At 42.9% G+C, this 24,556-nt stretch carries 25 protein-coding genes and 1 tRNA gene; 10 read left to right on the top strand and 16 right to left on the bottom strand.

Features of this window, described 5'->3' with window-relative positions:
- Positions 1–113: 113 nt before the first annotated feature.
- The 5 genes from W293_RS0110510 to W293_RS0110490 form a co-directional block, all read right to left on the bottom strand.
- Positions 114–1,424: a DUF711 family protein gene (locus W293_RS0110510; protein ID WP_084212312.1), complete on the bottom strand. Its 1,311-nt coding sequence runs from the start codon at positions 1,422–1,424 to the stop codon at positions 114–116.
- Between the two features lie 361 nt (positions 1,425–1,785).
- Positions 1,786–2,523 (bottom strand): LysE family translocator, encoded by a 738-nt coding sequence (locus tag W293_RS0110505; RefSeq protein ID WP_025652391.1) that lies wholly within the window; start codon positions 2,521–2,523, stop codon positions 1,786–1,788.
- 141 nt (positions 2,524–2,664) lie between these two features.
- Positions 2,665–3,915: an acetylornithine deacetylase gene (gene argE, locus W293_RS0110500; protein ID WP_025652390.1), complete on the bottom strand. Its 1,251-nt coding sequence runs from the start codon at positions 3,913–3,915 to the stop codon at positions 2,665–2,667.
- A gap of 33 nt (positions 3,916–3,948) precedes the next feature.
- Positions 3,949–4,431: a nucleoside deaminase gene (locus W293_RS0110495; protein WP_025652389.1), complete on the bottom strand. Its 483-nt coding sequence runs from the start codon at positions 4,429–4,431 to the stop codon at positions 3,949–3,951.
- Positions 4,432–4,490: 59 nt separating this feature from the next.
- Positions 4,491–5,156 carry a UPF0149 family protein gene (locus W293_RS0110490; protein ID WP_025652388.1) on the bottom strand — a complete coding sequence of 222 codons (666 nt, stop codon included), beginning with the start codon at positions 5,154–5,156 and terminating at the stop codon, positions 4,491–4,493.
- 207 nt (positions 5,157–5,363) lie between these two features.
- Here W293_RS0110490 and W293_RS0110485 point away from each other — a divergent pair, with 207 nt between their 5' ends.
- Entirely contained in the window at positions 5,364–5,804 is a 441-nt protein-coding gene (locus W293_RS0110485; protein WP_025652387.1) for a hypothetical protein, read from the top strand.
- A 255-nt stretch (positions 5,805–6,059) separates the two neighbouring features.
- Complete coding sequence (locus W293_RS0110480; protein WP_025652386.1) at positions 6,060–6,521, top strand: cell division protein ZapA; 462 nt, start codon at positions 6,060–6,062, stop codon at positions 6,519–6,521.
- 96 nt (positions 6,522–6,617) lie between these two features.
- Here W293_RS0110480 and W293_RS0110475 read toward each other — a convergent pair whose 3' ends face one another.
- From W293_RS0110475 to W293_RS17030, 4 genes are all read right to left on the bottom strand, one after another.
- Positions 6,618–6,923, bottom strand: coding sequence for a hypothetical protein (locus W293_RS0110475; protein ID WP_051395100.1), 306 nt, complete (start codon positions 6,921–6,923; stop codon positions 6,618–6,620).
- A 150-nt stretch (positions 6,924–7,073) separates the two neighbouring features.
- Positions 7,074–9,167 (bottom strand): glycine--tRNA ligase subunit beta, encoded by a 2,094-nt coding sequence (gene glyS, locus W293_RS0110470; RefSeq protein ID WP_025652384.1) that lies wholly within the window; start codon positions 9,165–9,167, stop codon positions 7,074–7,076.
- Between the two features lie 9 nt (positions 9,168–9,176).
- Complete coding sequence (gene glyQ, locus W293_RS0110465; protein ID WP_025652383.1) at positions 9,177–10,163, bottom strand: glycine--tRNA ligase subunit alpha; 987 nt, start codon at positions 10,161–10,163, stop codon at positions 9,177–9,179.
- 539 nt (positions 10,164–10,702) lie between these two features.
- Positions 10,703–10,915 carry a PspC domain-containing protein gene (locus W293_RS17030; protein ID WP_084212311.1) on the bottom strand — a complete coding sequence of 71 codons (213 nt, stop codon included), beginning with the start codon at positions 10,913–10,915 and terminating at the stop codon, positions 10,703–10,705.
- A gap of 569 nt (positions 10,916–11,484) precedes the next feature.
- On the opposite strand from W293_RS17030, the gene nadR reads away from it, so the two are divergent.
- From nadR to W293_RS0110445, 3 genes are all read left to right on the top strand, one after another.
- Positions 11,485–12,531: a multifunctional transcriptional regulator/nicotinamide-nucleotide adenylyltransferase/ribosylnicotinamide kinase NadR gene (nadR, locus tag W293_RS0110455; protein WP_025652381.1), complete on the top strand. Its 1,047-nt coding sequence runs from the start codon at positions 11,485–11,487 to the stop codon at positions 12,529–12,531.
- Positions 12,532–12,651: 120 nt separating this feature from the next.
- Positions 12,652–13,386, top strand: a complete 735-nt coding sequence (gene pnuC / locus W293_RS0110450; RefSeq protein WP_025652380.1) for a nicotinamide riboside transporter PnuC — start codon at positions 12,652–12,654, stop codon at positions 13,384–13,386.
- 162 nt (positions 13,387–13,548) lie between these two features.
- Entirely contained in the window at positions 13,549–13,989 is a 441-nt protein-coding gene (locus tag W293_RS0110445; protein WP_025652379.1) for a DUF962 domain-containing protein, read from the top strand.
- A 260-nt stretch (positions 13,990–14,249) separates the two neighbouring features.
- On the opposite strand, the gene W293_RS0110440 is transcribed toward W293_RS0110445, so the two are convergent.
- From W293_RS0110440 to W293_RS0110430, 3 genes are all read right to left on the bottom strand, one after another.
- Entirely contained in the window at positions 14,250–14,858 is a 609-nt protein-coding gene (locus W293_RS0110440) for a nitroreductase family protein (protein WP_025652378.1), read from the bottom strand.
- Between the two features lie 226 nt (positions 14,859–15,084).
- Positions 15,085–16,023: a pirin family protein gene (locus W293_RS0110435; RefSeq protein WP_025652377.1), complete on the bottom strand. Its 939-nt coding sequence runs from the start codon at positions 16,021–16,023 to the stop codon at positions 15,085–15,087.
- 181 nt (positions 16,024–16,204) lie between these two features.
- Positions 16,205–16,912 (bottom strand): pirin family protein, encoded by a 708-nt coding sequence (locus tag W293_RS0110430; protein WP_025652376.1) that lies wholly within the window; start codon positions 16,910–16,912, stop codon positions 16,205–16,207.
- A 301-nt stretch (positions 16,913–17,213) separates the two neighbouring features.
- On the opposite strand from W293_RS0110430, the gene W293_RS0110425 reads away from it, so the two are divergent.
- Positions 17,214–17,540 carry a GNAT family N-acetyltransferase gene (locus W293_RS0110425; RefSeq protein ID WP_025652375.1) on the top strand — a complete coding sequence of 109 codons (327 nt, stop codon included), beginning with the start codon at positions 17,214–17,216 and terminating at the stop codon, positions 17,538–17,540.
- 224 nt (positions 17,541–17,764) lie between these two features.
- On the opposite strand, the gene W293_RS0110420 is transcribed toward W293_RS0110425, so the two are convergent.
- From W293_RS0110420 to W293_RS0110410, 3 genes are read right to left on the bottom strand one after another with little or no spacing between them, the layout of a single operon-like run.
- Positions 17,765–18,496, bottom strand: coding sequence for a YoaK family protein (locus W293_RS0110420; RefSeq protein WP_025652374.1), 732 nt, complete (start codon positions 18,494–18,496; stop codon positions 17,765–17,767).
- 13 nt (positions 18,497–18,509) lie between these two features.
- Positions 18,510–19,064 carry an NADPH-dependent FMN reductase gene (locus tag W293_RS0110415; protein ID WP_025652373.1) on the bottom strand — a complete coding sequence of 185 codons (555 nt, stop codon included), beginning with the start codon at positions 19,062–19,064 and terminating at the stop codon, positions 18,510–18,512.
- 32 nt (positions 19,065–19,096) lie between these two features.
- Positions 19,097–19,495, bottom strand: coding sequence for a DoxX family protein (locus tag W293_RS0110410; RefSeq protein ID WP_025652372.1), 399 nt, complete (start codon positions 19,493–19,495; stop codon positions 19,097–19,099).
- 135 nt (positions 19,496–19,630) lie between these two features.
- On the opposite strand from W293_RS0110410, the gene W293_RS0110405 reads away from it, so the two are divergent.
- The 3 genes from W293_RS0110405 to W293_RS0110395 all read left to right on the top strand — a co-directional run bounded on the left by W293_RS0110405 (position 19,631) and on the right by W293_RS0110395 (position 22,612).
- Entirely contained in the window at positions 19,631–20,536 is a 906-nt protein-coding gene (locus W293_RS0110405) for a LysR family transcriptional regulator (protein ID WP_025652371.1), read from the top strand.
- 151 nt (positions 20,537–20,687) lie between these two features.
- Positions 20,688–21,809: a hypothetical protein gene (locus tag W293_RS0110400; protein ID WP_025652370.1), complete on the top strand. Its 1,122-nt coding sequence runs from the start codon at positions 20,688–20,690 to the stop codon at positions 21,807–21,809.
- Positions 21,809–22,612, top strand: coding sequence for an SDR family NAD(P)-dependent oxidoreductase (locus tag W293_RS0110395; RefSeq protein WP_025652369.1), 804 nt, complete (start codon positions 21,809–21,811; stop codon positions 22,610–22,612). The genes W293_RS0110400 and W293_RS0110395 overlap by 1 nt, the downstream gene beginning before the upstream one ends.
- 205 nt (positions 22,613–22,817) lie before the next feature.
- Here W293_RS0110395 and W293_RS0110390 read toward each other — a convergent pair.
- Positions 22,818–22,892 (bottom strand) — tRNA-Gly (locus W293_RS0110390).
- 637 nt (positions 22,893–23,529) lie between these two features.
- On the opposite strand from W293_RS0110390, the gene W293_RS0110385 reads away from it, so the two are divergent.
- Positions 23,530–24,342: a M48 family metallopeptidase gene (locus W293_RS0110385; RefSeq protein WP_025652368.1), complete on the top strand. Its 813-nt coding sequence runs from the start codon at positions 23,530–23,532 to the stop codon at positions 24,340–24,342.
- The last annotated feature ends 214 nt before the right edge of the window (positions 24,343–24,556 follow it).

The following is a 24,556-nucleotide window of genomic DNA, read 5'->3' as shown; positions in this document are numbered from 1 at the left end:
TTGGCTTTGTAGGTGAGTTTATTTTTTCAATCTCATGTAAAGAGTACCAATAAAACGTAACCCCCTGATTCAACGAGATAGATGTTACAAATCATAAATACTAGTGCTTAAATTCAAGGCACAGCTAATACAGCGCAATTACATAAGTCGCTACTCTGAAATTGAGTCATATCACCAGCCTTAAGCTCTAGTATCGGAAATACTCTGACCGTCAAAGGTTTGTTTAATCGATAAGCCATAGTGCCCGTATCTCGCATCAAGGCACATAGTTTATCGATAGGTGTATGCCCCGGAATAGGAACTGTATCAAGACCAATGCCGCAGACAGCGCTATTGGTTAATAACATAGGTATGTCAAACTCATTATCGATAGTGGCTTGCGCCAATCCTTTATCCTCAGTGACTGCCAACATCAATCCTGAAAACCCAATAATATCGATACCTGTAATAGATTTAAAAACTTTCGTTAATAAAGCCGATATTTCAACCGTACCCGAAGCGCCAAAATAGGGAACGCCAAGCAGTTTGTAAACCTTAACCATTGAATGACAATCTTTAGAAGGTGCGGGTGAAGTGTCCATACCTAGATAATTCCACCCTGAGGCTGCGTTAAGTCGTTTCACGCAGCTATCGACATTATCGATATGATACTGTAATGCTACGCTCAAAGCATCAAAGGCAATGCGCTGACGTTGCTGATAACTAGCAGAATCAAAGCTGGATTGCTTACGTACCTGCTGCAAAGTTTTTACCAATAAATCAGGCGTTTCAAGACCAATAACGAAGCCTTTATTCACCTCACCGCTATGATAGCTCGCTGGAAAGTAAGGAATAAATTCATCACAGTTAAAATTTACCGTAAAGTTGAAATTACCTTCCCCTCTAGGTGTGAGTTTAGCAATATTTTGTACCGCGCTCGCACATTGCTCAATCAATGCATTATCTAAGATACCGATATCATTAGCGGTGACATTCACACAAGCATTGCACAAATCGCCATATTGAGCGATAAGCTCGGGCAAAATGCTAATTTCTTGTGCTGTCTTAGCCTCTCCTATTGCAAAGCGAACCCGTAGACCATTTTTACCTTTATTGAGCGTCGCTAAAATATCAGTGATGGTAGCCAATCCAGTGGCAGCAGTTAACACCTTTGAAGTATCTAGATACTCACCAAACGGGTTGGTTACTATACGTATTGATTGTACGGTATAGCCTTCATTGCCTAAACCTGCGACTATTTTTTCACAGTGCTTAATAGCATCTTCCAACACAGCATGCCATGTTGTCATATCCAAATCTAAATTGATAAATGTAGTCACTGTGCGTACTTTGCAAAGATTTTTATTCTTTAACTCTTCTTGCATCTCAAATTCTAGCGGCGTCTCTAAGTTGAATGGTTGGTTAGCATCAGGATTATCATTCATGGTTTTTTCCATTTATTAATCTAAGTCAAAGAACAACTTATAATAACTGGACATTTATCGATATACCACTCAATGCTAATTTTATTTTACGATTATACATAGAGTATTAGCCTTAGAATGAGTTATTTTTTCAAGCTCATGTGGTCAATACCGATGAAACGTAACCCATAGACTTGGGATAGATACTTTCTTTGGATGAATCCCTATAGGTTGGTTCTATAAACATTGCGAAGCGTAAAAACTGTATTGCAGTTTTAGCTTTTCAGAGACACTCTCTATATAAAACATCTCTAATTATCAATTTTTAATAAGGAGCTGTAGTATATAAGCACAAGACTTGCTAAATTGCTGACAAAGACCTTTAACCCATAAAACTATTCAACACTTCAGCCAATAACGCCGCGGCAATTAAAATAAATATCACCCCGCAGCCGCGATTTAGCCATGCCAAACGCTCGCCAACATCCAGCCAGCCCGCCAGCTTCTTACCACCAATGGTATAAATAAGTTGCCAAATCGTCTCGCTCAAAAATAGCCCACAAGTCAGCATAATATACTGCGGCCACAGCGGCGCGCTAAAATTAATAAATTTGGGGAAAAAAGCGGCAAAGAATAGAATAGCTTTGGGATTGGACAATGATACCCAAATACCGGTACGAAATAAGGTGCTATTACTTGGCGATACTTTGACCGCTGCACTAGAAAGGGAGCGTGGCTGCGGCGTATTTTTATCATTAACAGACTCAATCGTATCAGGATAGTCAGCCGCCACTTCTTCGCTCATTTCACGAGCATCATTCATCAAGCTGCCCTCGCCTGCATCACGCCAAGAGCTGATACCCAAGTAGATTAGATATGCTGCGCCTGCTGCTTTAATCACTGTCAGCAACCAAGGTGATTGGCGACTGATCACATCCAATCCAAGCAACGTAGAAAGTAGCAGAATGAACAAACCGAGGCTTAACCCTGCCAGCGTCCATAGCGTCCGCTTCACGCCGTAGTTCATACCATATTGAAACGCTAAGAGCATGTTGGGACCAGGGGTCGCCGAGATAAAAAACGTACTTGCAAAAAATACCGCAAACAGATGCCAAGACATCGACCAACCCCTACTCTTTTATTTAGAATAAATTAAATACGCGAAAAAATTAAAAAAATAAACACCGCCATAAAGACGGTGTATTTTATGCTAGCTCGCGACTTACTGATAATAGAAAAAAGCTGTTTCTGATTTAATCCATCAGTTGACTGTGCAGCTGTCTAATAACTTCTGTAAAAACCCATCACAACGCGCAATTTCACTCAGTTCAACGTATTCATCAGCTTTGTGCGCCTGCTCAATACTACCAGGACCACAGATGATCGTTGGGATACCACTATTGGTAAACTGACCACCCTCAGTCGCATAAGCCACTTTATGACGTTGGTCGTCTCCTGTCAGTGCTGCTATTAACGCTTGTAGCTCAGCGCTGTCGCTATCGGTCATTGCTGGTACGCTTTCTTCTTGCATCAGCTCAATACCCGTCTCCGGCGCGCGTGCTTGCATTTGTGCGCTGAGCTCTGTAACCTTCGCCTGAATCGGCGCAAGGATATCGTCTTGGGTCATGTGCGGCAGATTGCGATAGTCAAAGGTAAACTCGCATAGATTGGGGACAATATTGGTCGCCGTGCCACCTTTTATTGTGCCTACAGACAGTGTCGAATAAGGCACATCAAACAGTGCATCATTATCACTACGATGACTGATCTCTTCCGCTAAGGTATCAACATAACCGATCAAACGACTGGCATAGCTGATAGCGTTGACGCCCTGTGCAGTCAATGACGAATGCGCAGACTTGCCATGCACACGGCAACGATAAACCGCGATGCCTTTATGTGCCACCACCATCGTCATCTTGGTCGGCTCGCCAACGATACAATAATCAGGGGTGATACCCCGTGCTTTTAAATCTGCCAATATTAATGGTGCACCCAAACAGCCTACTTCTTCATCAAATGATAAAGCCAAATGTAATGGACGACGTAGCTGACCATTTTTAGATAGTTTTACCGCTTGTGGCAATAAAGTTAATGCACAGGCGATGAAGCCTTTCATATCACAAGCGCCGCGTCCGTATAGCTTGTCGCCACGTATCGTCGCGGTGAACGGCTCGGACGTCCATTCTTGCCCATCGACTGGCACGACATCAGTATGACCAGATAGCACGAGACCGTGATTGACTTCGTCAGCGTTTGCCCCTGCTGGCACAGTAACGAACAGATTGGCTTTATTTTTGGCTTCATTAAAGGTCAAGTCTACTGTTAAGCCCAATTGCTCATAGTAAGCTTGCACATCTTCAATTAATGCTAAGTTTGAATACCGACTGACGGTATCAAAGCCAATTAAGCGCGTTAGCCAATCAATACTTTGGGTGGGATAAGCAGTAGTTGCCAAGGTTTGTCTGTTATTATCAGTGCTATTATTATCGATGCTGTTCTTTATAGTCATAAAACATCCTTATTACGGTATAAAATAAAAGAGCTACCCTCTTTGCAATGAGCGACGCTGTAACGCTTTGACTTCTTCATCCAAGCCTGCAATCGGACCTTCTACTGGTACGTTTGGCGTAATTTCTTGAATACTCAATGAGTTGATGGGCGATGTTGAGGTCACGCCCATCTCCTCCATCCATTTTCCTAACTGCTTTGAGGAGCTAACGTAGACGATACGACCAAGACCTGCCCATGCATGAGCCGCCGAGCACATGGCACAATGCTCACCTGAGGTATAAACCACGGCTTTGGCACGCGCATCCGCTGTCATGTTTTGCGCGGCCCATTGTGCAACAGCAATTTCAGGATGATAAGTCGCGTCGACCGAATTAGCACGGTTACGATCTTCGCGTAATACCTGACCATCACTATCGACCAATACGCTACCAAAAGGTTTATCACCCGCTTCTAGCGCTTCGGCTGCAAGCGCCACACAGCGACGCAAATGCTGCATATCATGGTCAGTTATCATCTCAGACTCCTCTTTATTCTTTTACCGCAACACATCATTTGTATTGCCAATCACATCACTTATGATGGATGATTTTGATTCATAATATCAACGACTGGCGGCATTGGTTTTGGCTTAGTATTAGAAGCCTTACCTTCAGCTTGTAGCTCTTTGGTGGTTTTGGCATCGATAGCCAGTCCCGAAATCAGCGCAATATCTTTGACAGGCTTACGCTGGCGGGTGGCAAAGCTCACTGGTACCATACGCGCAAACTCATAGATATGCAGATAAGACTCTTCACCACCTTCAAAGTCTTCGTCATCTTCTAAACGAATCCCGCCGATTTTAGCCAAATCCGATAGCATCTCGTTTTCTTCGCCACTCAGACGGCAGTCAGTAATACCAAAACCCGTCATAAAGCCATTCGCCCACTGTTTCAGTGCCATCACGCGCTCGTACAAGTCATGTTCATCATCTGGTACCAGCGGCGTATACGAATAAGCGTCGTCTTTGTCTTTTAACTGAAACACGGTGTCCTCTGCTTCTTCAGTCAACAAGGTTAGTGCTTCATCAGGCAATGGCGCAAAACTCAGCTCCTCAAACACCTTGGCCCATACCTTTTCATCAGGTGCATCGCAAGCGGTCATCAGTCCCGTCATTAAGCCGTGTACCTCACTGATAGACACGTCAGTCCAATCGTCAAACGCGGCCAGCCATGTATTCCAGCCAGAGATATTATCATTCATAATAGATGTCCTAGTAATTGATTAGTAGTGTTAAATAGAAACAGATGCCGCGCACTATCATTAATAAAGCGGCGGCTGATAGAAGTTACGAAACAAAGCGGCATACAATTACTTTGTTGATATAGATATTATGCGGTCACCTATGGCATTATTAAACGCAGAGAACAAAATTCATTCACGCTTACTTGTTAAGGATAAAAACTGACTATGTATGATCAACTTAGAATATTAGAAAAAATGATACTCGACATCAAAAAACAGTATCAGCTTGTCAGTGCTGAACTTAGCAGCCTCAAACAACACCCTGTTACCGATCCCAAAGAACTTACCGCACTGCAGAGCAAGCTGGATAGCAGTTATACAGAACGTGACGGTGCCAAAAAACAGCTGAACGATCTCGATAAGCGCTATCAAAATCTGGCAGAGGCCCATCATATGATCGGTGAAGAGCAAGATAAACTGCAAAAGCAAATCAGCCAATTACAACAAGAAAACAGCGAGCTGCTACAGCATAATAATGAATTAAAGCAGCAGTACAGCGATATCAAACAGCAAAACAGCGACTTACAAAAGAAGAATCAGTTGGCCGCTGAACGGACGCAAGTGGTGTTAAAACGCTTAACCCGTATCGATCAAGCAGAAGGTTGATACATAGCGGCACGAGATAGTCAGTGGTGAGTTTGGCTTAAGTCTTTTTGCTTAAATAACTTTATTATCGATAAAAGCCACGTTGACTAAGTGCCTTTATTATCAACTGTCTTAGCTATCAAGTGCTTTAGTTATTAAGTGCTTTAGTTATCAAGTACCTTCATTATTAAAAATACAGCGTTAATTAAGCCACTAGACTCACACTTATAATCTCTTATATTACTCACTTTAATGACACATATTGTAGGATTTATCATGACTGATGACCAGACCAACCCTTTAAACAAGCAAGCGCCAAACAATCCATCACAAAATAACCAACTACCAACCAATGGGCTTAAATCCCAAAGAATCGCGCCAAATACTTCAGCTCCACAGAGCGGCGCTGCTAAACCTGCGCCTAAAACAAACAGCACTCCTGAGCCACAAATCAAAAAAGTAGATATTGCGATTGCTGGGGTGACCTATCCCATCTATTGCCCAGTACACGAGCAAGAAGAGCTACACTCAGCCGTCTCTTATATCAATAATTATGCGCTCGACCTAAAACGCGATGCGCCAAGCCTAAGCCAAGAGAGCTTGCTAGTACTGTGCTGCTTAAATTTATACGAGAAAATTCATACTTATCAAAGAAGCGATGAAGATCGTATTCAAGGAGATAAACAGTCTGAAGCATTGCTCAATAAAATCATGAAAGATGCACACTCTATCTTGTAAGTTTGTACTGATATTAAATTAGCATTCTAAAAAGACAAGCGCTTAGCTGATGACAGCTAAGCGCTTATTTTTTGACGATAACCAGTAAACACTGCGTTAATCTGCAGAGCTATAAACCTTGCCAGCATGAAAGTCCGCTTGATGCTCGTAGTTGCAAAAGAACAGTTCTTTATTAACTTGCGGATTGCTGTCACTTGAATTACTGTCACTTAAATGACTGTCACTTAAATGACTGGCACTGTCGCTACTTGCCACCAAGTTCGGCTTAGTTTCTAAGACGCCGCGATATTCAGCCAAGCTGTTACCACAAAAATCGCAGTGACGCGGTGTGGTCACATCACCATCTTTTGGCATCATGCTTCTAGGCGCACGCGGGTACATAAACTTATAAAAGCCCCACATCACAATCCAGATAATAATTATCATCATAATAGCAGCGAACACAGCATTGCTCCTTAGAGTATGGATTAAGACTTTATAAACTTAACGCTGCAGGCTGAGCGCATAGATACGGAAGATACTGAACGAATAGATACTCAGATTGTCTTCAAACTATAGCTGCAGCTCACTAATATCAGCGACGGTTAGGAACAATGCACGAACTTGCTTAAGCAATGCCAAGCGATTGTTCTTTAGCGCCGCATCTTCACTATTGACCATGACATCAGCAAAGAACTGCGTCAACGGCTCATCTAGACTAACGAGCGTTTGCAATACTTGCGTATAGTCAGCCTGCTCCAGCATTGGCGTGACTACCGTTTGTGCTTGCAGCACACTCGTGTACAAAGCTTGCTCGGCAGGCTCGGACAATAACGCTTCATCAACATTGTCGGCGACACTTACTTCTGATTTGGCTAAAATATTGGCGACACGTTTGTTTGAATCAGCCAACATCGACGCTTGTGGTAATGCGCTAAACGCTTGTACCGCCCGAATACGCTGATCAAAATCAAGCGGCATATGCGGATTAATCGCTTGCACTGCCTGAATGGTATCGACACTAACGCCTTGCTCGGTATACATCGCCCGATAACGCGAATTTAGAAACGCCATGACTTGGGTAAAGGTATCGCCCATCTTGGCAATCTTTCTGCCATCGCTCGTGCTATAACCTTTAATCGCCTGCTCAACGAGCGCTACCAAATTAATCGGTAACTGCTTTTCAATCAAAATACGCAAGATACCAATCGCTGAGCGACGTAAGCTAAACGGATCTTTTGAGCCCGTCGGTGCTTGGTCAATGGCAAAAATACCGACGAGCGTATCTAAACGGTCGGCTAGTGCTAAGCAAATACCAATGGGCGTCTGTGGTAATACATCACCACTGAACTTGGGCAGATATTGCTCTTCTAAACTTGCGGCGACCGCTTCATGCTCATCATTCAAACGCGCATAATAGGTACCGGCGATACCTTGCAATTCGGGATATTCCCCAACCAATGAGCTTGCCAAATCGGCTTTGGACAAAATACCTGCACGTACCGTTTCATCGATACTAATATCGCGACCCTGTTGTTGCATCAAGGCGGCGATAAATGCAGCAAGCTTGGCAATGCGCTCAGATTTTTCCCAAATCGTACCCAATTTGTCTTGGAATACACGATTTTTCAGGCTCTCTGTCAGCGCAAATAGTGGCTGCTTTTGATCTTGTAAGAAGAAAAATTCTGCATCGGCCAAGCGTGGACGCACGACTTTCTCATTACCTTCAATAATTTGATTGGGGTCTTTTGACTCAATATTAGTAATAAAAATAAAGTACGGTTGTAGTTTGCCTGTTTTATCCGTTAAGCAAAAATACTTTTGATCCGCTTGCATGGTCGAGATAAGCGCTTCTTGCGGTACTTGTAAAAAGCGTGCTTCAAAGCTTGCTCGTAAGGCAATCGGAAAATCAACCAAGGCAGTCACTTCATCTAACAAGTCTTGCGGCACAATAGCATCAGAATTGACTTCATCAGCCAAGGCTTTGACTTGGTTTTTGATGAGCATTTGACGCTTATCAAAATCAGCAACTACTTTTAAACCACTTAGTAATTCTTCATAGTCATTGGCATGACCAATATCGTGATAATCAGGACTGTGGAAGCGATGACCACGGGTTTGCGTGCCGGTCTGATGCCCTTGGATGGTCGCATCAATGACAGTGCTATCCTGCATCAATACCGCCCATTGTACGGGACGCACGAATTCATCGCGGCTCGCGCCTGAACGCATACGCTTAGCAATGGGTAGATTATCCAGCGCCGTCTGAAAAATGGATGGCAGCAATTCAGTCGTTGCTTGACCCTGAATGGTTTGCTCATAACCGACATAATCACCTTTATCGGTGTTGATTGTTATCAGCTCACTGGCCTCAATACCCAAGCCTTTAGCAAAACCCATCGCCGCACGCGTTGGATTGCCATCAGCATCAAATGCGGCTTTAATCGCTGGACCACGTTTTTGCTCGCTACGATCCGGTTGCTTGTCGCTGATACCCTCAATTTGAAGCGCCAAACGACGCGGCGCGGCAAAGGCTTTAATATTATCGAAGCCAATTTCAGCTTCATTTAACTGCTCGGTGACACTGGCTTGTAGCGCATCACGTAAAGGTTTTAGGCTTTTTGGAGGTAGCTCTTCACACCCCAGTTCAAATAGAATAGTACTCATGGGATGCTCCTATTTATTAGTAGTTTGGTTGTTGTCAGTAGCTTGATTGTTTTCTGCACTTTCAGTTGCAGCGTCTTCTTTGGGCAAATACTTATCGAGCGCCGCTTGACGATGCGCCTCATCGGCTAATGGGAAGCCCAGCTTGGCACGCGCTTCCACATAACCAATGGCAACTTTACGCGCCAATGTACGTACACGCAGAATAAAGCGCTGACGTTCGGTCACCGAAATTGCACCGCGTGCATCCAGTAAATTAAAAGCATGTGATGCTTTTAATACCATTTCATAGGCAGGTAATGGCAACCCTTCAGCAACCAATTTATCTGCTTGCTGCTCATAAAAGTCAAACATCTGACCCATCATTGGCACATCAGCGTGCTCAAAGTTATAGGTAGACTGTTCCACTTCATTTTGATGAAAAACATCGCCATAAGTCACACGACCAAATTCACCATCTGCCCAAACCAAATCGTAAACGCTATCAACGCCTTGCACATACATCGCCAAGCGTTCAAGACCATAAGTGATTTCGCCAGTCACTGGGAAACACTCAATGCCGCCCACTTGCTGGAAGTAGGTAAACTGGGTCACTTCCATACCGTTAAGCCAAATCTCCCAACCAAGTCCCCACGCACCTAGCGTAGGCGACTCCCAGTTGTCTTCGACGAAACGCACATCATGTACCAACGGATCGATACCAATGGCTCTTAGTGAGTCCAAATATAGCTCTTGAATATTAGGTGGATTCGGCTTGAGCACTACTTGAAATTGATAATAATGCTGCAAGCGATTTGGATTGTCACCATAGCGCCCATCCGTAGGACGGCGAGATGGCTGTACATAGGCAGCATTCCAACGCTCAGGACCTAAGGAGCGCAAAAACGTCGCAGTGTGAAAAGTACCCGCACCGACTTCCATATCATAAGGCTGTAATATTACACAGCCCTTGTCGGCCCAATAATTCTGTAGGGTTAGGATTAAATCTTGAAAAGTCATCGGTTGAGAGTTTTTCGCTTCAGTTGTCATATTTTGAGTTGTCATAGTTTGGGGCATCGTCATAAAGCCACTGTGGAGTTTGTATTATGAAATAAAATATTGATAGTACTCGTATAGCCTATTCGGCAACGACTCTATTCGCCTGCTCACCTTACTAAAAAATGACTATTTTATCCATATTTACATTAACTAAATTTATCAGGCAACTGAAGAAACAACCTAGAAATATTGCATCTAGTCAAAATATACTAAAAACGTGACAGTATTGCTGATATATCGATATTACTTTTCACTCACTATATTTGCTCATCGAGCAATAAAAACATCACTAACGAGGTGATGAAGCCAACCTTAAATGGCAAAAAAATACCCAAATGCGTGAACATTTGGGCAGGAGGAAAAGTATGTCTTTGGTATCCTGATTGGTCAGGCTTTTTGTTTTTAATGGGCTCTAGCTTTGATATTAACCTTTTTGTTCTTAACGCTATTACTGATTACATTTACATTGATGATTTTACGATTGCTTTGTTAAAGACCTATTACTGGTACGACTCGCTAGAGGCTTTTGGTATAATTATCCATAGGATAATGTATATCAAAATACCGGGTACAGCTGCACTCAATGAAGAAACAATGACGAATAACAACCTGACCCAAGTAGGTGACCAGCCGACATATTCTGCAATGCCGCCCATCACACCGGCTATCATGCGATTATTCTGTGAGCGATGTAATTTTGCTAACTTAGCCAAATCAAATACCTCTCTGATATAGTTTATCTTTTACTTATTTTTAGTTTCATATGAGAACTTATTGTTAAAAAAACTTATTTTCTTAAAAACACTTATTCTCAAAAATGCTTAGCGTTCTCAACTTATGAATAATTATAGCAATGTTTAAAATATTATCTGTTGAGTATGTAGACGTACTTTGTGAGTTTATGCTACTTAAACTTGCCCTAATCTGTCATTAGGCCTCGTAAACCCCTGATTTTAAATAGATATTTCAAAATGTTTCAGAGTGAGGTTTATTTCTATAACCTTACGGCTTTACTACAGCGACTCTAACCTTTTGATATTCCAATCAATTATGACATATTGTAAACATAACCATAAAAGCAGAAAAACATTAAATCATGCAGGATAAATTTGGTAGATTTATGGTATTTTTCTAAGCATAAAACGGCTGTTTACAATAACCTACCTGTAACTATGTTCAAACCTTTATACCATGCTGATAAATTAACAAAGCCGCATCAGACCCATATTAGATAAGCAGTAAAATATAACAAAATCAAAATAAGACATATATAAGGACAGCTATGTACGAGACGGGTTTAATGATTGGGCATTTTGAGCCTCTACACTTGGGGCAGATGCGCAGTATATTGGAAGCAGCAGGACAAGCGAAGACCTTGCATATCGTCATCATGGCGCATCCATCACCGCATCCAGACTTTACCATTACCTTACAGGACAAAGCGCGTTGGCTACAGATGGCCTGCGCTGACTTAGCATTTATTCATATTCATACCACTGATCAAATTGAGCTACCACTGCACGAGCATGTCGCTGATGTTCATATTGATGTCGCTGTTAGTAATGCCAAGTTGCAACGTTTGGCAGAGGCATTAGCACTACCGGAAAAGACGGTATTATTCGTGGCGGATAACCATCCATTGGCGCAAAGCGGCATCCAAGAGCAACTGCAGATGCCAGTCGTTACTACCTCGCTACAGCCTGAGTTTGACTCTTATGCTATCGCTCGCAATCCCGTGGCGCACTGGTCAGCGCTTCATCCACAAGCACGTGGCGACTATACCAAGACCGTTGCTATCGTTGGTGGCGAAAGCTCAGGTAAGACCACACTGGTGCACAAATTAGCCAATTATTATGGTGCCAGCTTTGCGCTTGAGATGGGAAGGCTGTATGTCGGTACAGATTTGGGCGGCAGCGAGATTGGGCTACAGTATAGCGATTATGGCCCTATTGCCCTCAACCATGCGCAGGCAATACGAGAAGCAGCGGCTGAGGCCACGGCCCCTGTCACCATCGTCGATACCGACTTTGTGACCACTCAAGCATTTTGTGAAGAGTACGAAGGTCGCCGCCATCCTTTTGTCGCTGCCTGTATCGATGAGTTTCGTTTAGATCATACGATTATGCTAGATAATAATACGCCGTGGGTGGACGATGGCATGCGCTCATTAGGCACGCCTGAGGCGCGTGGACGCTTTGAGCAGCGCCTCGTCGATATTTTTGCCCGTCATGATATTAAGCCGTACATGGTTGATCAGCCTGATTACGATGCGCGCTACCAGCAAGCATTGCTATATATCGATCAGCATATTTATGGTAAAAAACCATAGAGTAATAAAATATACCCAAAATTCATGAATTTATAATAACATTGCGGCTGTTAGGGCGTGCCCTAGCGTCTTTTATCAGCACCTTGTTGATAGCCATATTTATTTTAGGAAAAAACAGTTATGCGCATTCAGCTATTAGACAATATTACTGGGAAATGGGCGCTACAATGGATCATAACGTGGTTTATTTGCGGTGTTATTGCCTTATCAGCAGGGTTTTGGCTCACTACCGAACATCGCACCCTTGATTGGTTTTATTTGGCGGTTTCATTTATCGGTTTGATCTGTGTGGTATCGCTGTCGTTCCGAAAAAACGTCATGGGCAATGGTTTTGGTATGGGCGCAACCGCTGGCGAAGTCGTAGTACAAGCGACTTCGGGGGCAGTCGGCCTAATGTTAGCACCATTATTTAACTTCTTTACCCATGTATACGGTATCTTTTATTGGTCAAAGCACACTGACCCTGATGGCGACATGATCCCAAAATCTGCTAGCAAAGCGGTTTGGTTAATTACCGCCGCATTTATTGTTATCGGTTTGGTACTCTTCCCCACCGTCAATGATTTACTGGCTAGTTACGGATATGCAGTCGTAGAAGATGATAACAGTCTATTCTTAGGCTTTATCTCCTTCTTTTGGATTAATGTCATTGCTTTTGTATTGTCTATTACTGCACAAGCCGCAATGATTCTGCGTTATTCTTTTAGCTGGTGGCTATGGATTATCGTTAATTTTGTTTGGCTGATTGTGAACCTCATGTCAGGCAACTATATCTTTGCCATTCAAACCATCATCTACCAAGTCAACTCTTTCGTTGGTCTTTATGAATGGTATCGCAGCGAGCAACACTATTAGCATAAAATGGATTATCTTACACTCGATAATATAAGCAGTTTAACTGTGCGGTTTACCAGATAAAATGGCAGATTGTGCAAATTAGTGCTACAACTGGTAGTCGTCGTTAGATTCATTCATTGAACGACTACCAGTCATCCATTTACTAACACGGAGGTTAGTATGTCTCGCACTCATCAAAAAAAGATGTCTAAACGTACCCTTGAGCAATGGCTGAGCGAGTATTCTGTCAGTCATCAAAATCTAGTGAACAAAAAAATCCATTGGCTCTGTGTCCCGACTATTTTCGTCAGTCTGTTAGGAATGGGCATGTCATTTTCAGTCTGGTTTACTTTGGTGCTTAGCGCCTTGGTGCTGCTGTTTTATATGCAACTCTCGACGCCTTTATTTTTGGCAATGGGTATATTTATTCTTATTTGCTTATCAGTGATGACGCTATTACCTTTAGGCTTTAAAGTTTGGGCAGCTGTCTTTATCGTTGCTTGGATTGGCCAGTTTATCGGCCATAAAATCGAAGGCAAAAAACCTTCGTTTTTTGAAGATTTACAGTTTTTATTAATTGGTCCAGCGTGGGTCGCTAACAGTCTCATGCGACGTAAATAGTGGCTTACTAAGCGGATTACTATCAGTACAAGCCCGCATGACTAGACACTCGTTATAGTTAAAACATCCTAAAAACTCGATGGTATTACTGATATATCAATCTTACTTTTCACTGACTATAGTCGTTATCAATCATTTATAAGCAGCTACTAACTAGAACAGCTCATTGATAGTTTTTATAAAAAAAAGCGCCACTCAACAGATAGCTGAGTGGCGCTTTTTTATTCGTATTTATCTACATTGTAGATAAATACAATGGCTTAACCAAATACTTTCATGCGCTCTTCAACAGGCATAAATTCTTTGTCGCCTGCTGGCTGCTCGATGCCGCCAAAGACCATTTGTGCAGTCAGATCCCAATGGTCATTAATGTTCCAAGTGCTCGCTACTTTATTATCGATGACTGGATTATAATGCTGCAAGTTAGCACCAACATCGATGCTAGCAAGTGCTGTCCATATCACATACTGATGCATGGCATTGGTATGCTCGGCCCATACAGGGAATTTATCAGCATAAAGTGGTGCAGCTTCTTGTAAATTTCTCACTGACGTTTGATCTTCAAAAAACAAAATCGTACCGGCACCAGCTTTAAAACCACCAATTTTTTGCTTGGTTGGGGCAAAGTCTTGTTCAGCGCTTACGATATCACGTAAAGCTGCTTCAGTTAAATCCCAAAGTTTTTGATGATCATCACCAAACAACACAACGATACGTGTTGATTGCGAGTTGAAAGAAGAAGGAGTATGCAAAATCGCATGCTCAACCAGTTTAACCACTTCTTCTTTTTCGACTGGTAGCTGATCGTTTAACGCATAGATAGAACGACGCTTTTCAGCAAGTTCGTGTAATTTCTGTAAATCTGACATAGACATTCTCCATGATGTTTATATAAATTGATTGAGACCAATAACATAAAGGTTAGATGGGTGTGATTACTAACTAACATTGTCGCATTCATATTAACGAGCGTTAGTAAATAATCATCCCCCAATCCAATCTGCTTTATTATAAGAAAAAACGGATTAAATCCATACTTCTTTTTTGTAAAAAAACTTAATAGTGAATAGTATTATAGAAGTTTTATTACATAATTCAACCTTTAAAACCTTCTGGTAGTTCTGGTGCCGGTAGACGCTTCATATCAGAGTCGACATTACCGAAACGTTCGTGACCATTGTTCCACTCGATGATGGATTGTTCGATCTCTGCTTTATTGTCGGCAACGAAGTTCCACCACAGGAGTACTTGGTTGTTCAATGGTTCACCACCGATGAACATCACCCGAGTGCCTTTTTTCGCAACCAGTCTGATGCTTTTGTTATTTGCAACGTCAGTATCGTGGAAGCGGAATAGCTCATCTTGCCCGCAAATCTCGCCCTCAGACTCAATCTCGCCTTCTAAGACTAAGATACCGTACTCAAAGCCTGGCTCTAAGTTGAGCGTCACGTCACCATCTTGCGTGAAGTTGACATCGATACCGATCAGTTTTGAATACTGTATGGTAGGCGCTTCATAGTGCTTGCCAGTTACACTGGTATAACTGCCCGTGGTGAGAATCATATCAACGTTATCTTCGCTCCACATTGGCAGCTCTGGATAATGATGGAAATTGCGCTCGATTTGCTGATCTGTCGGTAGCGCAATCCACAGCTGTACCATGCTGATACCACGGGCGGCATCTGCTGAGCCACCAGTGTCAGGAAACACGCTCTGCTCGGTGTGGCTGATACCTTGATTAAGACCTGTACCTGCGGTCATGACATTGACTTGGTTTTTGGAGATGACTTGCTCGTTACCCAAGCTGTCTTTATGTAAAACCTCGCCCTCAATCATCCAACTAAAGGTCTGCAAATTGGTATGCGGATGTCTACCGACTTGCATGCCTGACTCGTCCTCACCAAATTCGGCAGGACCAGCATGATCCAAAAAGCACCAAGCGCCGATAGGTTTTTTGCCTTTGTTCGGCAATAAGCGCGCAATCGGTATACCACCGACATCAGCAATGCGTGGTTCAAACTTTTTAATTGTCATGAGTCACCTCTTATTATGTGATAGGGGATGCATTTGTCTCTCAGTTCTGACTATTAGATGTTCGCTGCTAGCATCTGGCTTTTAGACTTTATTAACAGATAGCTACCGACTCCGATAACTATCTTGTTAGTTTTTTTTAGCTAGACTCAGGGCGACCTGAAACCACCTAAGTTGCCTAAAATTACATAGGTACTTCCATCAATAGGACTTTAGCGTCATCGATGACGTCCATTGTGAAGTTCTTAGTATCCCAGATACCGAGACCATCACGAGTATTCAAAGTGTTGTCATTTACGACGACTTTACCGCTAATGACAAAGATATAAACGCCATTGTTTGGGTCTTTTAGCTCATAAGTCTGCGTCACGTTTTTATCAAAGTCACCCATGCTGAACCAAGCATTCTGATGAATCCAGACACCCGCATCGTCAGCATTTGGTGATAGCACTTGATTAAACTCATTAGGCTGCATGATTTCATCCATGCGTACTTGCTGATAACGAGGCTCACCATTCATTTTGTTTGGGATAACCCAAATTTGTAAGAATTTTACGTCTTCTTTGTCATCGCCATTCATCTCACTATGAGTGATACCAGTACCGGCCGACATCACTTGGATTTCACCTGTTTCAATGATGCCATTGTTGCCGATGTTGTCACCATGACCAAGCTTGCCAGACAATGGAATACTGATAATTTCCATATCGCGGTGTGAGTGTTTGCCAAAGCCTTGACCACCGATAACGAAGTCATCGTTAATCACACGCAAGGCACCAAAGCCCATACGTTCTGGATTGTGATAGTTAGCGAAGCTAAAGGTGTGACGGCTTTTTAACCAACCGTGGTTAGCGTCGCCACGAGAATCTGCTGCATGATAGATAGTTTTCATAAGTTATCCTTGGTTATCAATAGGTTTATAAATTTATTATTAGTGAATGTATTTAAACAGTGGAGCTATTATAATTGTTGTCTAAGGATAGATAAACCAAGATAATCGCAAATGACTATTCTAATTCAGAGAACAATAAAGCGGTTTAGATAAGGTAATATAATCATAACAGAGACAGTATTTTTAACTGTTACTATGATTGAGATCGACTCAGAAACGTTAGGGTCTGTTGAATAGTGATAATCAAAAACATTAATAAAGCACTAAAAAAGTAAGCGTTACTATACAAAGGAGTTTAAGTATGTCAACCAAGCAACCATTGGATTATGAAGTGGTCGATAACACTGAACAACAACGTTTTGAAATTGACGTGGATGGTCATATCGCCTTTGAAGACTATGAGTTTTTTACTACCAGTCAAGGCGAAAAAGGCATTGATTATAAACATACTGAAGTGCCAGAAGCGCTTGGCGGACGTGGTATTGCAGGCTATTTAGTCAAGACTATCCTAGACGATGCCGCGGCTAAGCACCTACGAGTCAAACCAACTTGCCCTTATGTAAAAGCTTATATTGATAAACATCCAGAGTACCAAGACAACTCTGTGTTCCATAACGCAACGCCTTAAGTGTTTACTATGCTGAAATCCATATATAGTTAAAATATCTTAAAAGCGCGACGGTATTGCTGATATATCGATATTGCTTTTCACTGACTATAACTTAAAAACAAAAAACGCCCTATCTGCTAGATAAGGCGTTTTTTGTTTTTACAGTTTCAATACTGCTAGCACGGTATAGGCTTCAAAATAGTTAGTCCAACAGCGATCGACTGTGAATAGCGTAAAAACACTTAACCAATATGACTTAAAAAGTCTTTATCACGTGCCATAACCGATAAATATAATACGGGTAGCACGAACAAGCCAACGGCCCAAAAGCTCAACTTGAGATATAACAGCGCGCCCACTAGCGCCCCCAGCAAAAAGCTCAATACCAACGCTGAGCTATTAACCAATTTTTTAGCATTGTCAGGCGTTCGATTACGCAAATAATCCGTCAGATTGATACCAAGCTGTGTGGTGTTGCCGGTCATCAATACCGTCGGACTCATATGTTTGATCACCGTTTTACTGGCTGTATTGCGAATGGCCAAAGCAATCAAGCCTAAACCGCCAGTTATGGCAACCGTGATATCACCAGCATCTGTAAAAGGCTGGAAATATAGACCGGCTACCATAAATGCAGTTAAGAAAAGCGCCTCTGCCAAAAACAAATGGCTCAACATCAACTGTGGTTTATGACTTTTATCGATAAATATCTTGGTTACCATCACCGTCAAAATAAACAACGGTAAAGCTGCAAGCTTGATCCAAAGTCCATCTTCACCGTTGACCAATCCACTACCAGCCATCACCAAGTTACCTGTGACATGGGCCGTAAAAAAGCCGAACAAGGTGATAAAACCAATCGTATCAATAGCACCGCCAACCAGCGTTAATAAAACAGGCGCTTGATAACGCTGCCAAAAACTTAACGGCGCTGGTTGATTATTGCCGTGCGCGCTATGCTTAGAGGCGCTGATGTCAGGTACTGAATTAGACACCGCTGTTTTCTGCAAATTTGGCTAGCTCACTAGAAAATTTTTGCAAAAACTTCTGCGTGCGCTCACTGCTGACACCACCTTCATCAAGGCTGTCAGTAGCATGACTCAAGTAAACTTCAGGGCTAATCATCATTTTTGCGGATAGCATCTGCATACTCTTGCGCACATCAAGGCCACTACTTCTACCACCATAAGTACCTGGAGAAGCCGTGACCACAGCGACTTTTTTGTCAGTCCAGACGCTACTACCATACGGACGTGAACCGATATCTATCACATTTTTCAGCGCTGCTGGCATCGTACGGTTGTGCTCGGGTGTCACCATCAACACGGCATCAGCATCTTTAATTTGCTGACGCACCCGCTCATAGCTTTCAATCGTTGTGCCATCATAGTCTTGATTATAAAGGGGCAAGTCTGCAATATTGACTTCATTTACCGTGACACTTTCTGGTAACTGCGACACAATATATTCTGCAAACTTGCGGTTAATCGACTCTTCTCGCAAACTACCGATGACTAAGGCAATGGTCGTTGCTGCGCTCATAGCGACTCCTTTTTGTGATGAAATTTCAATGACTATACTGAGGTTTTGCGAGTATGGCTATTATCAATTGAATAAGCCCCCGGACCATGAGCAAATATCATTAGGAAACCACCAGCCATCGCAATGTTTTTCATGAATGGATTCATTTGTGACTCATCCAACCAAAATTGGTGGAACATAAACGCTGATAAAATACTGAAACCTGCAATTAAGACAGCAAACAAACGAGCTTTGAAGCCGATTAGAATAGCGATACCACCTAGCAATTCAAGCGCAATGACTAGCGGTAATAGCATACCAGGCACACCCATCGAATCCATATAACCTTGCGTCGCTGCATAACCTGAGATTTTACCAAAGCCTGAAAAGATAAAAATCATCGATAAAAATAGGCGACCAATTGGTGCGCTAAGATTCTGTAAATTGTTCATAAGTATTCTCCAGTAAAGTGTTTGTTAGTGTTTGACTAAGTAATAGCGCCATTGTATATATTGACTGAACCTAGATAAACGGCAATAATCACAAATATGAGTTCTGATTTTGATAACAATTGTGAGGCATCAATAATGGGACAGCTAGAGGATATGGCGATGTTTGTACGCATCGTCGAAGCAGGTAGTATCACTAAAGCTGCAGAACAGCTAAACATTGCCAAGTCTGCCGTCAGCCGTCGTTTAAAGGATTTGGAAACACGTTTGGGTAGCCAATTAATCAGCCGAACCACGCGCCAATCCAACTTAACGCAGGCTGGTGAGCAATATTATCAGCAAGTGAACAATATCTTGAGTGAGGTGGATGCGCTCAATGAGCAAACCAGTGGTGCCCCCACGCGTATTGAAGGTACGCTAAAAATGACCGCGCCCTTGTCATTTGGACTGATGCACTTAAATGATGTCATCGCAGAATACGCCGACCAGCATCCTAACCTGAACTTTGAATTAGACTTTTCTGATCGACACGTTGACTTGATTGAAGAAGGATATGAGTTGGCCATTCGTATTAGGGAGCTACAAGACTCCAGTTATCAAGCAAAGCGTATGGCGCTGATTCGTTATGCACTCTGCGCCAGCCCTGAGTATTTAGAAAAGATGGGTATGCCTGAGACACTAGAAGAGCTACAAGAACACGAGTTTTTGCAGTATGGTCTTAGTAAAACCAGCAATCTCGAGCTGACTGATGCGACAGGAAAAAAACATAACCATACTATTAATGCCAAGATCAAAGCGACTAATGGTGAGTTCTTAGTTGATTTGGCGGTAAAAGGCCACGGCATCGTTTTTATCCCAACTTTTATCGCTTATAAAAGATTGGCCAAAGGTGAGCTAGTACCTATTCTCAAGCAATATAAATTACCCACACTCCATGCCTATGCCGTTTACCCAAAGAACCGCTTTTTATCACAGCGCTGCCGCTATCTAATTGAATTTATTGCAGAACGTTTTGGTGATAACCCTTATTGGGATGAATTTTGATACGCTCAATAGAGCTATTTAATATGCCTTATTAACCTACTTGATAAAACTTGGTAAACCTAGCAGTATTCTAAATACTGCTATCAAGAACAAAATAATGTTGCTACTATAATCTTCAGAAACCTATCCATTGGTCATAAGGAGATGCATTATGGATTTAACATCAATCGGCATGAAAGCCATTCAGGAATTTGATGATATTCGTCAAAGTCCATTACCACAAGAGCGGCTCAATGCCGCCCGCAAGCAAGCATTGGCATTTAGAGAGCGCTTTATTGATGAGCCTTGCGTTCAGTTTTACCAAAGTGCGGACATGGTTAGAGTCCCCTATCCCACTTGGTATGCCTACAGTGGCGTCTATACGCAGAGTACTTATAAATTCCCCTACCTTCACATCCTCAATCGTCTGTTCATCGTGCAGTTCCGTAACTTTTTGGGCGAATTAAAGACCTTGCTATTTTCGCCATCTGACATCGATGCTGACCGTGAGACGCCTTTTTTTAAACGCCTAACGAATAAGATGCCGAATTGGTCACCGCTCGAAAACATGGTCGCCCCCATCACTCGTGACGTCACACAGGCACTAGCAGAAGTGGGTCTCGCCCCAGAAGATATTGACTACATCAGCTACGATCACTTGCATACTCAAGACGTCCGTCAATGGCTAGGCACGACGGCTGATACGACCGACCGACCCGCTTACTTTCCCAATGCCAAGCTATTGGTACACGAAAAAGAATGGCTTAGCGCCACAGCCCTACTGCCCGTGCAGGCGGAGTGGTATTGCCCTAATGGTATCGACGGCGTTGATCCTGCCAAAGTCATTAAATTTACTGGCAGCATTCAGCTGGGCGAAGGCTTGGCGCTAGTGCATACTCCCGGTCATACCGAAGGCAACCATTCATTGGTCGCGCGCGTACCAGACGGCATACGCGTGACCTCAGAAAACGGCGTCGGCGCAGACGCTTATGCACCTATGAACTCAAAGGTCAATGCTATCCGTGATTATGCCAAAAGCACTGGTATGGAAGTCATCTTAAACGGTAACACCTTAGAAGGCAGTAATGAGCAATATATCTCTATGGTCGTCGAAAAAACCATTGCGGGTCCGTCGAAAAACCCCGACTTTCCTAACTGTGCCTCAAGCAGTGAAGCAACTCCCTATTGGCTTATCCCCGGTCATAAAGTCAGCCATTTGATTGGTGAAGCCAAGTTCGGCACCTTACAGGCAGAGGCTTTAAGAAGTAGCTCGTTACAGAAGGAAAGCGCTTAATGGGTTATTTTACGAATAAAACGGTCTATATCACTGGTGCCGCTTCAGGCATCGGCTTTGAGACCGCCAAGCAGCTAATCCAGAAAGGTTCCAATCTAGTATTGTTCGACGTACAGTCGCTTGATGAAGCGGTATCTGCTTTGCAAGCCATGAATAAAAACGATGCCTCGATTGCAACTTATAAGCTCGATGTCACCGATGCAGAGATGACTACCAAGCAAATGACCACTGCCGCTGACATACTAGCGCCAGATATCTTGATGCATTTTGTGGGCATTACAGGTCCTTGGACGTTTGATGACATGAGCCAAGAGCAATTCGAGCGTGTCATGACTATCAATCTATTTGGCACGCGCAACGTCTTAGCTGCGATACGTCCGTTCTTATCACGTGGCAAGCAAGTGATGGTGACTGCCTCGATGGCATCGTTTACTGGTAGCTACGGTTACAGCTCTTACAGCGCCTCCAAATTTGCTATCTGGGGCATGATGCAGTCAATCAGCTTTGAATGGAAACCACTCGGTATCGACATCACCGTTTTTGCGCCGCCGCCGATAGACACACCACTCACGCAAGCCGAAGTCGGTGTCATGGCAGAAGCTGGCGTCGGTATGAAAAAGCTGGCAGGCGAGCTCAAAATTGAAGATGCGGTCAAATCCATGCTAAAAGGCGTAGAAAAACGGGAGTTCCTCGTGGTGCCAGGTGTCATGGCAAATTTAATTAGACTGCAGTTACGCTTTTTCCCCGTCAGTTGGGTCAATTGGATCGGCAATAAAACTGTAGCATGGTCTATGAAAAAGTAAGCAGTTTGAGGTTTGGATTCTAAAGATAAGCTGAGCGAATTGCTCGGCTTTTTTTATGAAAAAACAATCAGTAGTGCGTGATGTATCGATATTAGGGTCTGGAATAACTTTAGTGCTCAACATCTCCTAACAGCACTCTCAAATTTTACCCATAAAAAAAGCCTCACTGTGAAGTGAGGCTTTAGTGCTCTAAACGAGCCATATTTGGAGCGGGAAAAGAGATTCGAACTCTCGACCCCAACCTTGGCAAGGTTATGCTCTACCACTGAGCTATTCCCGCTTAATATCAAAGCGTAATGTTGCTAACAACTTGTTAACTACTACGTCTCGATAGGCTGGCTATTTTAGCAAATATTCTGTGTGTGTCAATCACTTTTTTCACATTTCTATCCAGTCTCAGCGTTTTTTGGTTGTATTTGTATGCACGCTTATCATAAACGTTTGATTTTACAATCAATCCAGCCATCAGAACTGTTAAAATTATTTAATAAAATAATAGCAAAATAACCACTATTTCTCTTTGTTTTTTTATCTGCCACGAATCTGACTATTAACAAGTCATTATCAACCCGCTGTTATATAGTCTTACGAAAAAAGATGAAAGGATGAAAAATGAATAAAAGTGACGTCATTCTTGTCGATACCTATTTCATTTGATCAATACCGCTTTATTACTGCCACTTACAATCATACGCTGTATTGTTACTTTTTCTGCCTTGGTTTTAGGTTGTTAACATTATTATACTTATGGCTTATTGTCATTCGGGTAAAATTTCACTGATCAAGTAGATTGGTAGACGGTAGTAAAACTTTAATAATAAACTGCCCTTCTATCCGCTCTGCTGTTACCGGACTACTCCGCTACTACTAACTTTGTTTAACTTTACTTTTTATCATTTACAGCGAGGATGTTTATTATGAAAAAAATACTTACCACCACCGTGATGGCCGCGTCATTGTCGGCACTTACTTTGACTGGCTGTACCAGCACTACCACTACTGGTGCTGTCGGCGTTGATCGTCAACAGCTACTTTTGGTCTCTAGTGAACAAGTACAGCAACTATCAGCGCAAAGCTATAATAAAAACTTGCAAGAGGCCAGTAAGCGCGGCGTGCTCGATACCAATAAAGCGCAGCTCAATCGCTTAAAAAGCATCTCTAACCGTCTGATCGGTCAAGTGGGTGTATATCGTCCTGATGCGGCTAATTGGAAATGGGAAGTACATACCATTAAATCCAATGAGCTGAACGCCTTTGTCATGCCGGGCGGTAAAATCATGTTTTACTCAGGTATTATCGATCGTCTAAACCTGACGGATGATGAGATTGCCGCGATTATGGGTCATGAGATGTCTCATGCCCTGCGTGAGCACTCACGTGAGCGTCTGTCACGCGAGTATGCTACTCAGACGGGTATCGGCGTCGCAGCGAGTATCTTTGGGCTATCACAAGGTCAGGCTGAGCTAGCAAACGTCGCTGGGGATTTAGGTTTGAGTCGTCCACACAGTCGTACCCAAGAAGCGGAAGCGGATCAAATCGGTCTTGAGCTAATGGCACGTGCAGGCTACAATCCGCAAGCAGCTATCAGCTTGTGGCAAAAAATGCAGCGCGCCAGTCAAGGCGAGCCACCACAATTCTTAAGCACTCACCCAAACAGTAGCAATCGCATTAGCCAACTGCAAGCATTGATGCCTAAAGTGATGCCACTGTACCAAAAGTCACGTCGTTAATAGCTATTTTGGCTAGTAGTTATCGGCTGTCAGTTATCAGCTGTCAATGTCTTATATAGAGGTTGATAGCTTACCAAAAGCAGAGTACAGCCCATGGGTTGTACTCTGCTTTTTTAGGTTTTTGACTGACAACTTAATGGCGGCATTAGTTTAAAGCGATTGGCTGTGTTATGGTCCGTCTAATAGCTTTCTGTACAGTTATCAGCGTCTGCTA

It is taken from the genome of Psychrobacter sp. TB67 (genome assembly GCF_000511065.1).
Lineage (GTDB): Bacteria > Pseudomonadota > Gammaproteobacteria > Pseudomonadales > Moraxellaceae > Psychrobacter > Psychrobacter okhotskensis.
The sequence above is the reverse complement of the archived record's forward strand: the minus strand, read 5'-3'. Positions and strand labels throughout refer to the sequence as shown.

Coding starts and splice junctions, on each gene's coding strand:
- W293_RS0110495 (WP_025652389.1), bottom strand. CDS start 4,431: ATGATAACTGACCATGATATGCAGCATTTGCGTCGCTGTGTGGCGCTT.
- W293_RS0110410 (WP_025652372.1), bottom strand. CDS start 19,495: ATGAACAATTTACAGAATCTTAGCGCACCAATTGGTCGCCTATTTTTA.
- W293_RS0110405 (WP_025652371.1), top strand. CDS start 19,631: ATGGGACAGCTAGAGGATATGGCGATGTTTGTACGCATCGTCGAAGCA.
- W293_RS0110480 (WP_025652386.1), top strand. CDS start 6,060: ATGACTGATGACCAGACCAACCCTTTAAACAAGCAAGCGCCAAACAAT.
- W293_RS0110425 (WP_025652375.1), top strand. CDS start 17,214: ATGTCAACCAAGCAACCATTGGATTATGAAGTGGTCGATAACACTGAA.
- nadR (WP_025652381.1), top strand. CDS start 11,485: ATGTACGAGACGGGTTTAATGATTGGGCATTTTGAGCCTCTACACTTG.
- argE (WP_025652390.1), bottom strand. CDS start 3,915: ATGACTATAAAGAACAGCATCGATAATAATAGCACTGATAATAACAGA.
- W293_RS0110400 (WP_025652370.1), top strand. CDS start 20,688: ATGGATTTAACATCAATCGGCATGAAAGCCATTCAGGAATTTGATGAT.
- W293_RS0110415 (WP_025652373.1), bottom strand. CDS start 19,064: ATGAGCGCAGCAACGACCATTGCCTTAGTCATCGGTAGTTTGCGAGAA.
- W293_RS0110430 (WP_025652376.1), bottom strand. CDS start 16,912: ATGAAAACTATCTATCATGCAGCAGATTCTCGTGGCGACGCTAACCAC.
- W293_RS0110435 (WP_025652377.1), bottom strand. CDS start 16,023: ATGACAATTAAAAAGTTTGAACCACGCATTGCTGATGTCGGTGGTATA.
- W293_RS0110505 (WP_025652391.1), bottom strand. CDS start 2,523: ATGTCTTGGCATCTGTTTGCGGTATTTTTTGCAAGTACGTTTTTTATC.
- pnuC (WP_025652380.1), top strand. CDS start 12,652: ATGCGCATTCAGCTATTAGACAATATTACTGGGAAATGGGCGCTACAA.
- glyQ (WP_025652383.1), bottom strand. CDS start 10,163: ATGACTTTTCAAGATTTAATCCTAACCCTACAGAATTATTGGGCCGAC.
- W293_RS0110440 (WP_025652378.1), bottom strand. CDS start 14,858: ATGTCAGATTTACAGAAATTACACGAACTTGCTGAAAAGCGTCGTTCT.
- W293_RS0110445 (WP_025652379.1), top strand. CDS start 13,549: ATGTCTCGCACTCATCAAAAAAAGATGTCTAAACGTACCCTTGAGCAA.
- W293_RS0110395 (WP_025652369.1), top strand. CDS start 21,809: ATGGGTTATTTTACGAATAAAACGGTCTATATCACTGGTGCCGCTTCA.
- W293_RS0110510 (WP_084212312.1), bottom strand. CDS start 1,424: ATGAATGATAATCCTGATGCTAACCAACCATTCAACTTAGAGACGCCG.
- W293_RS0110490 (WP_025652388.1), bottom strand. CDS start 5,156: ATGAATGATAATATCTCTGGCTGGAATACATGGCTGGCCGCGTTTGAC.
- W293_RS0110475 (WP_051395100.1), bottom strand. CDS start 6,923: ATGTGGGGCTTTTATAAGTTTATGTACCCGCGTGCGCCTAGAAGCATG.
- W293_RS0110485 (WP_025652387.1), top strand. CDS start 5,364: ATGTATGATCAACTTAGAATATTAGAAAAAATGATACTCGACATCAAA.
- glyS (WP_025652384.1), bottom strand. CDS start 9,167: ATGAGTACTATTCTATTTGAACTGGGGTGTGAAGAGCTACCTCCAAAA.
- W293_RS0110385 (WP_025652368.1), top strand. CDS start 23,530: ATGAAAAAAATACTTACCACCACCGTGATGGCCGCGTCATTGTCGGCA.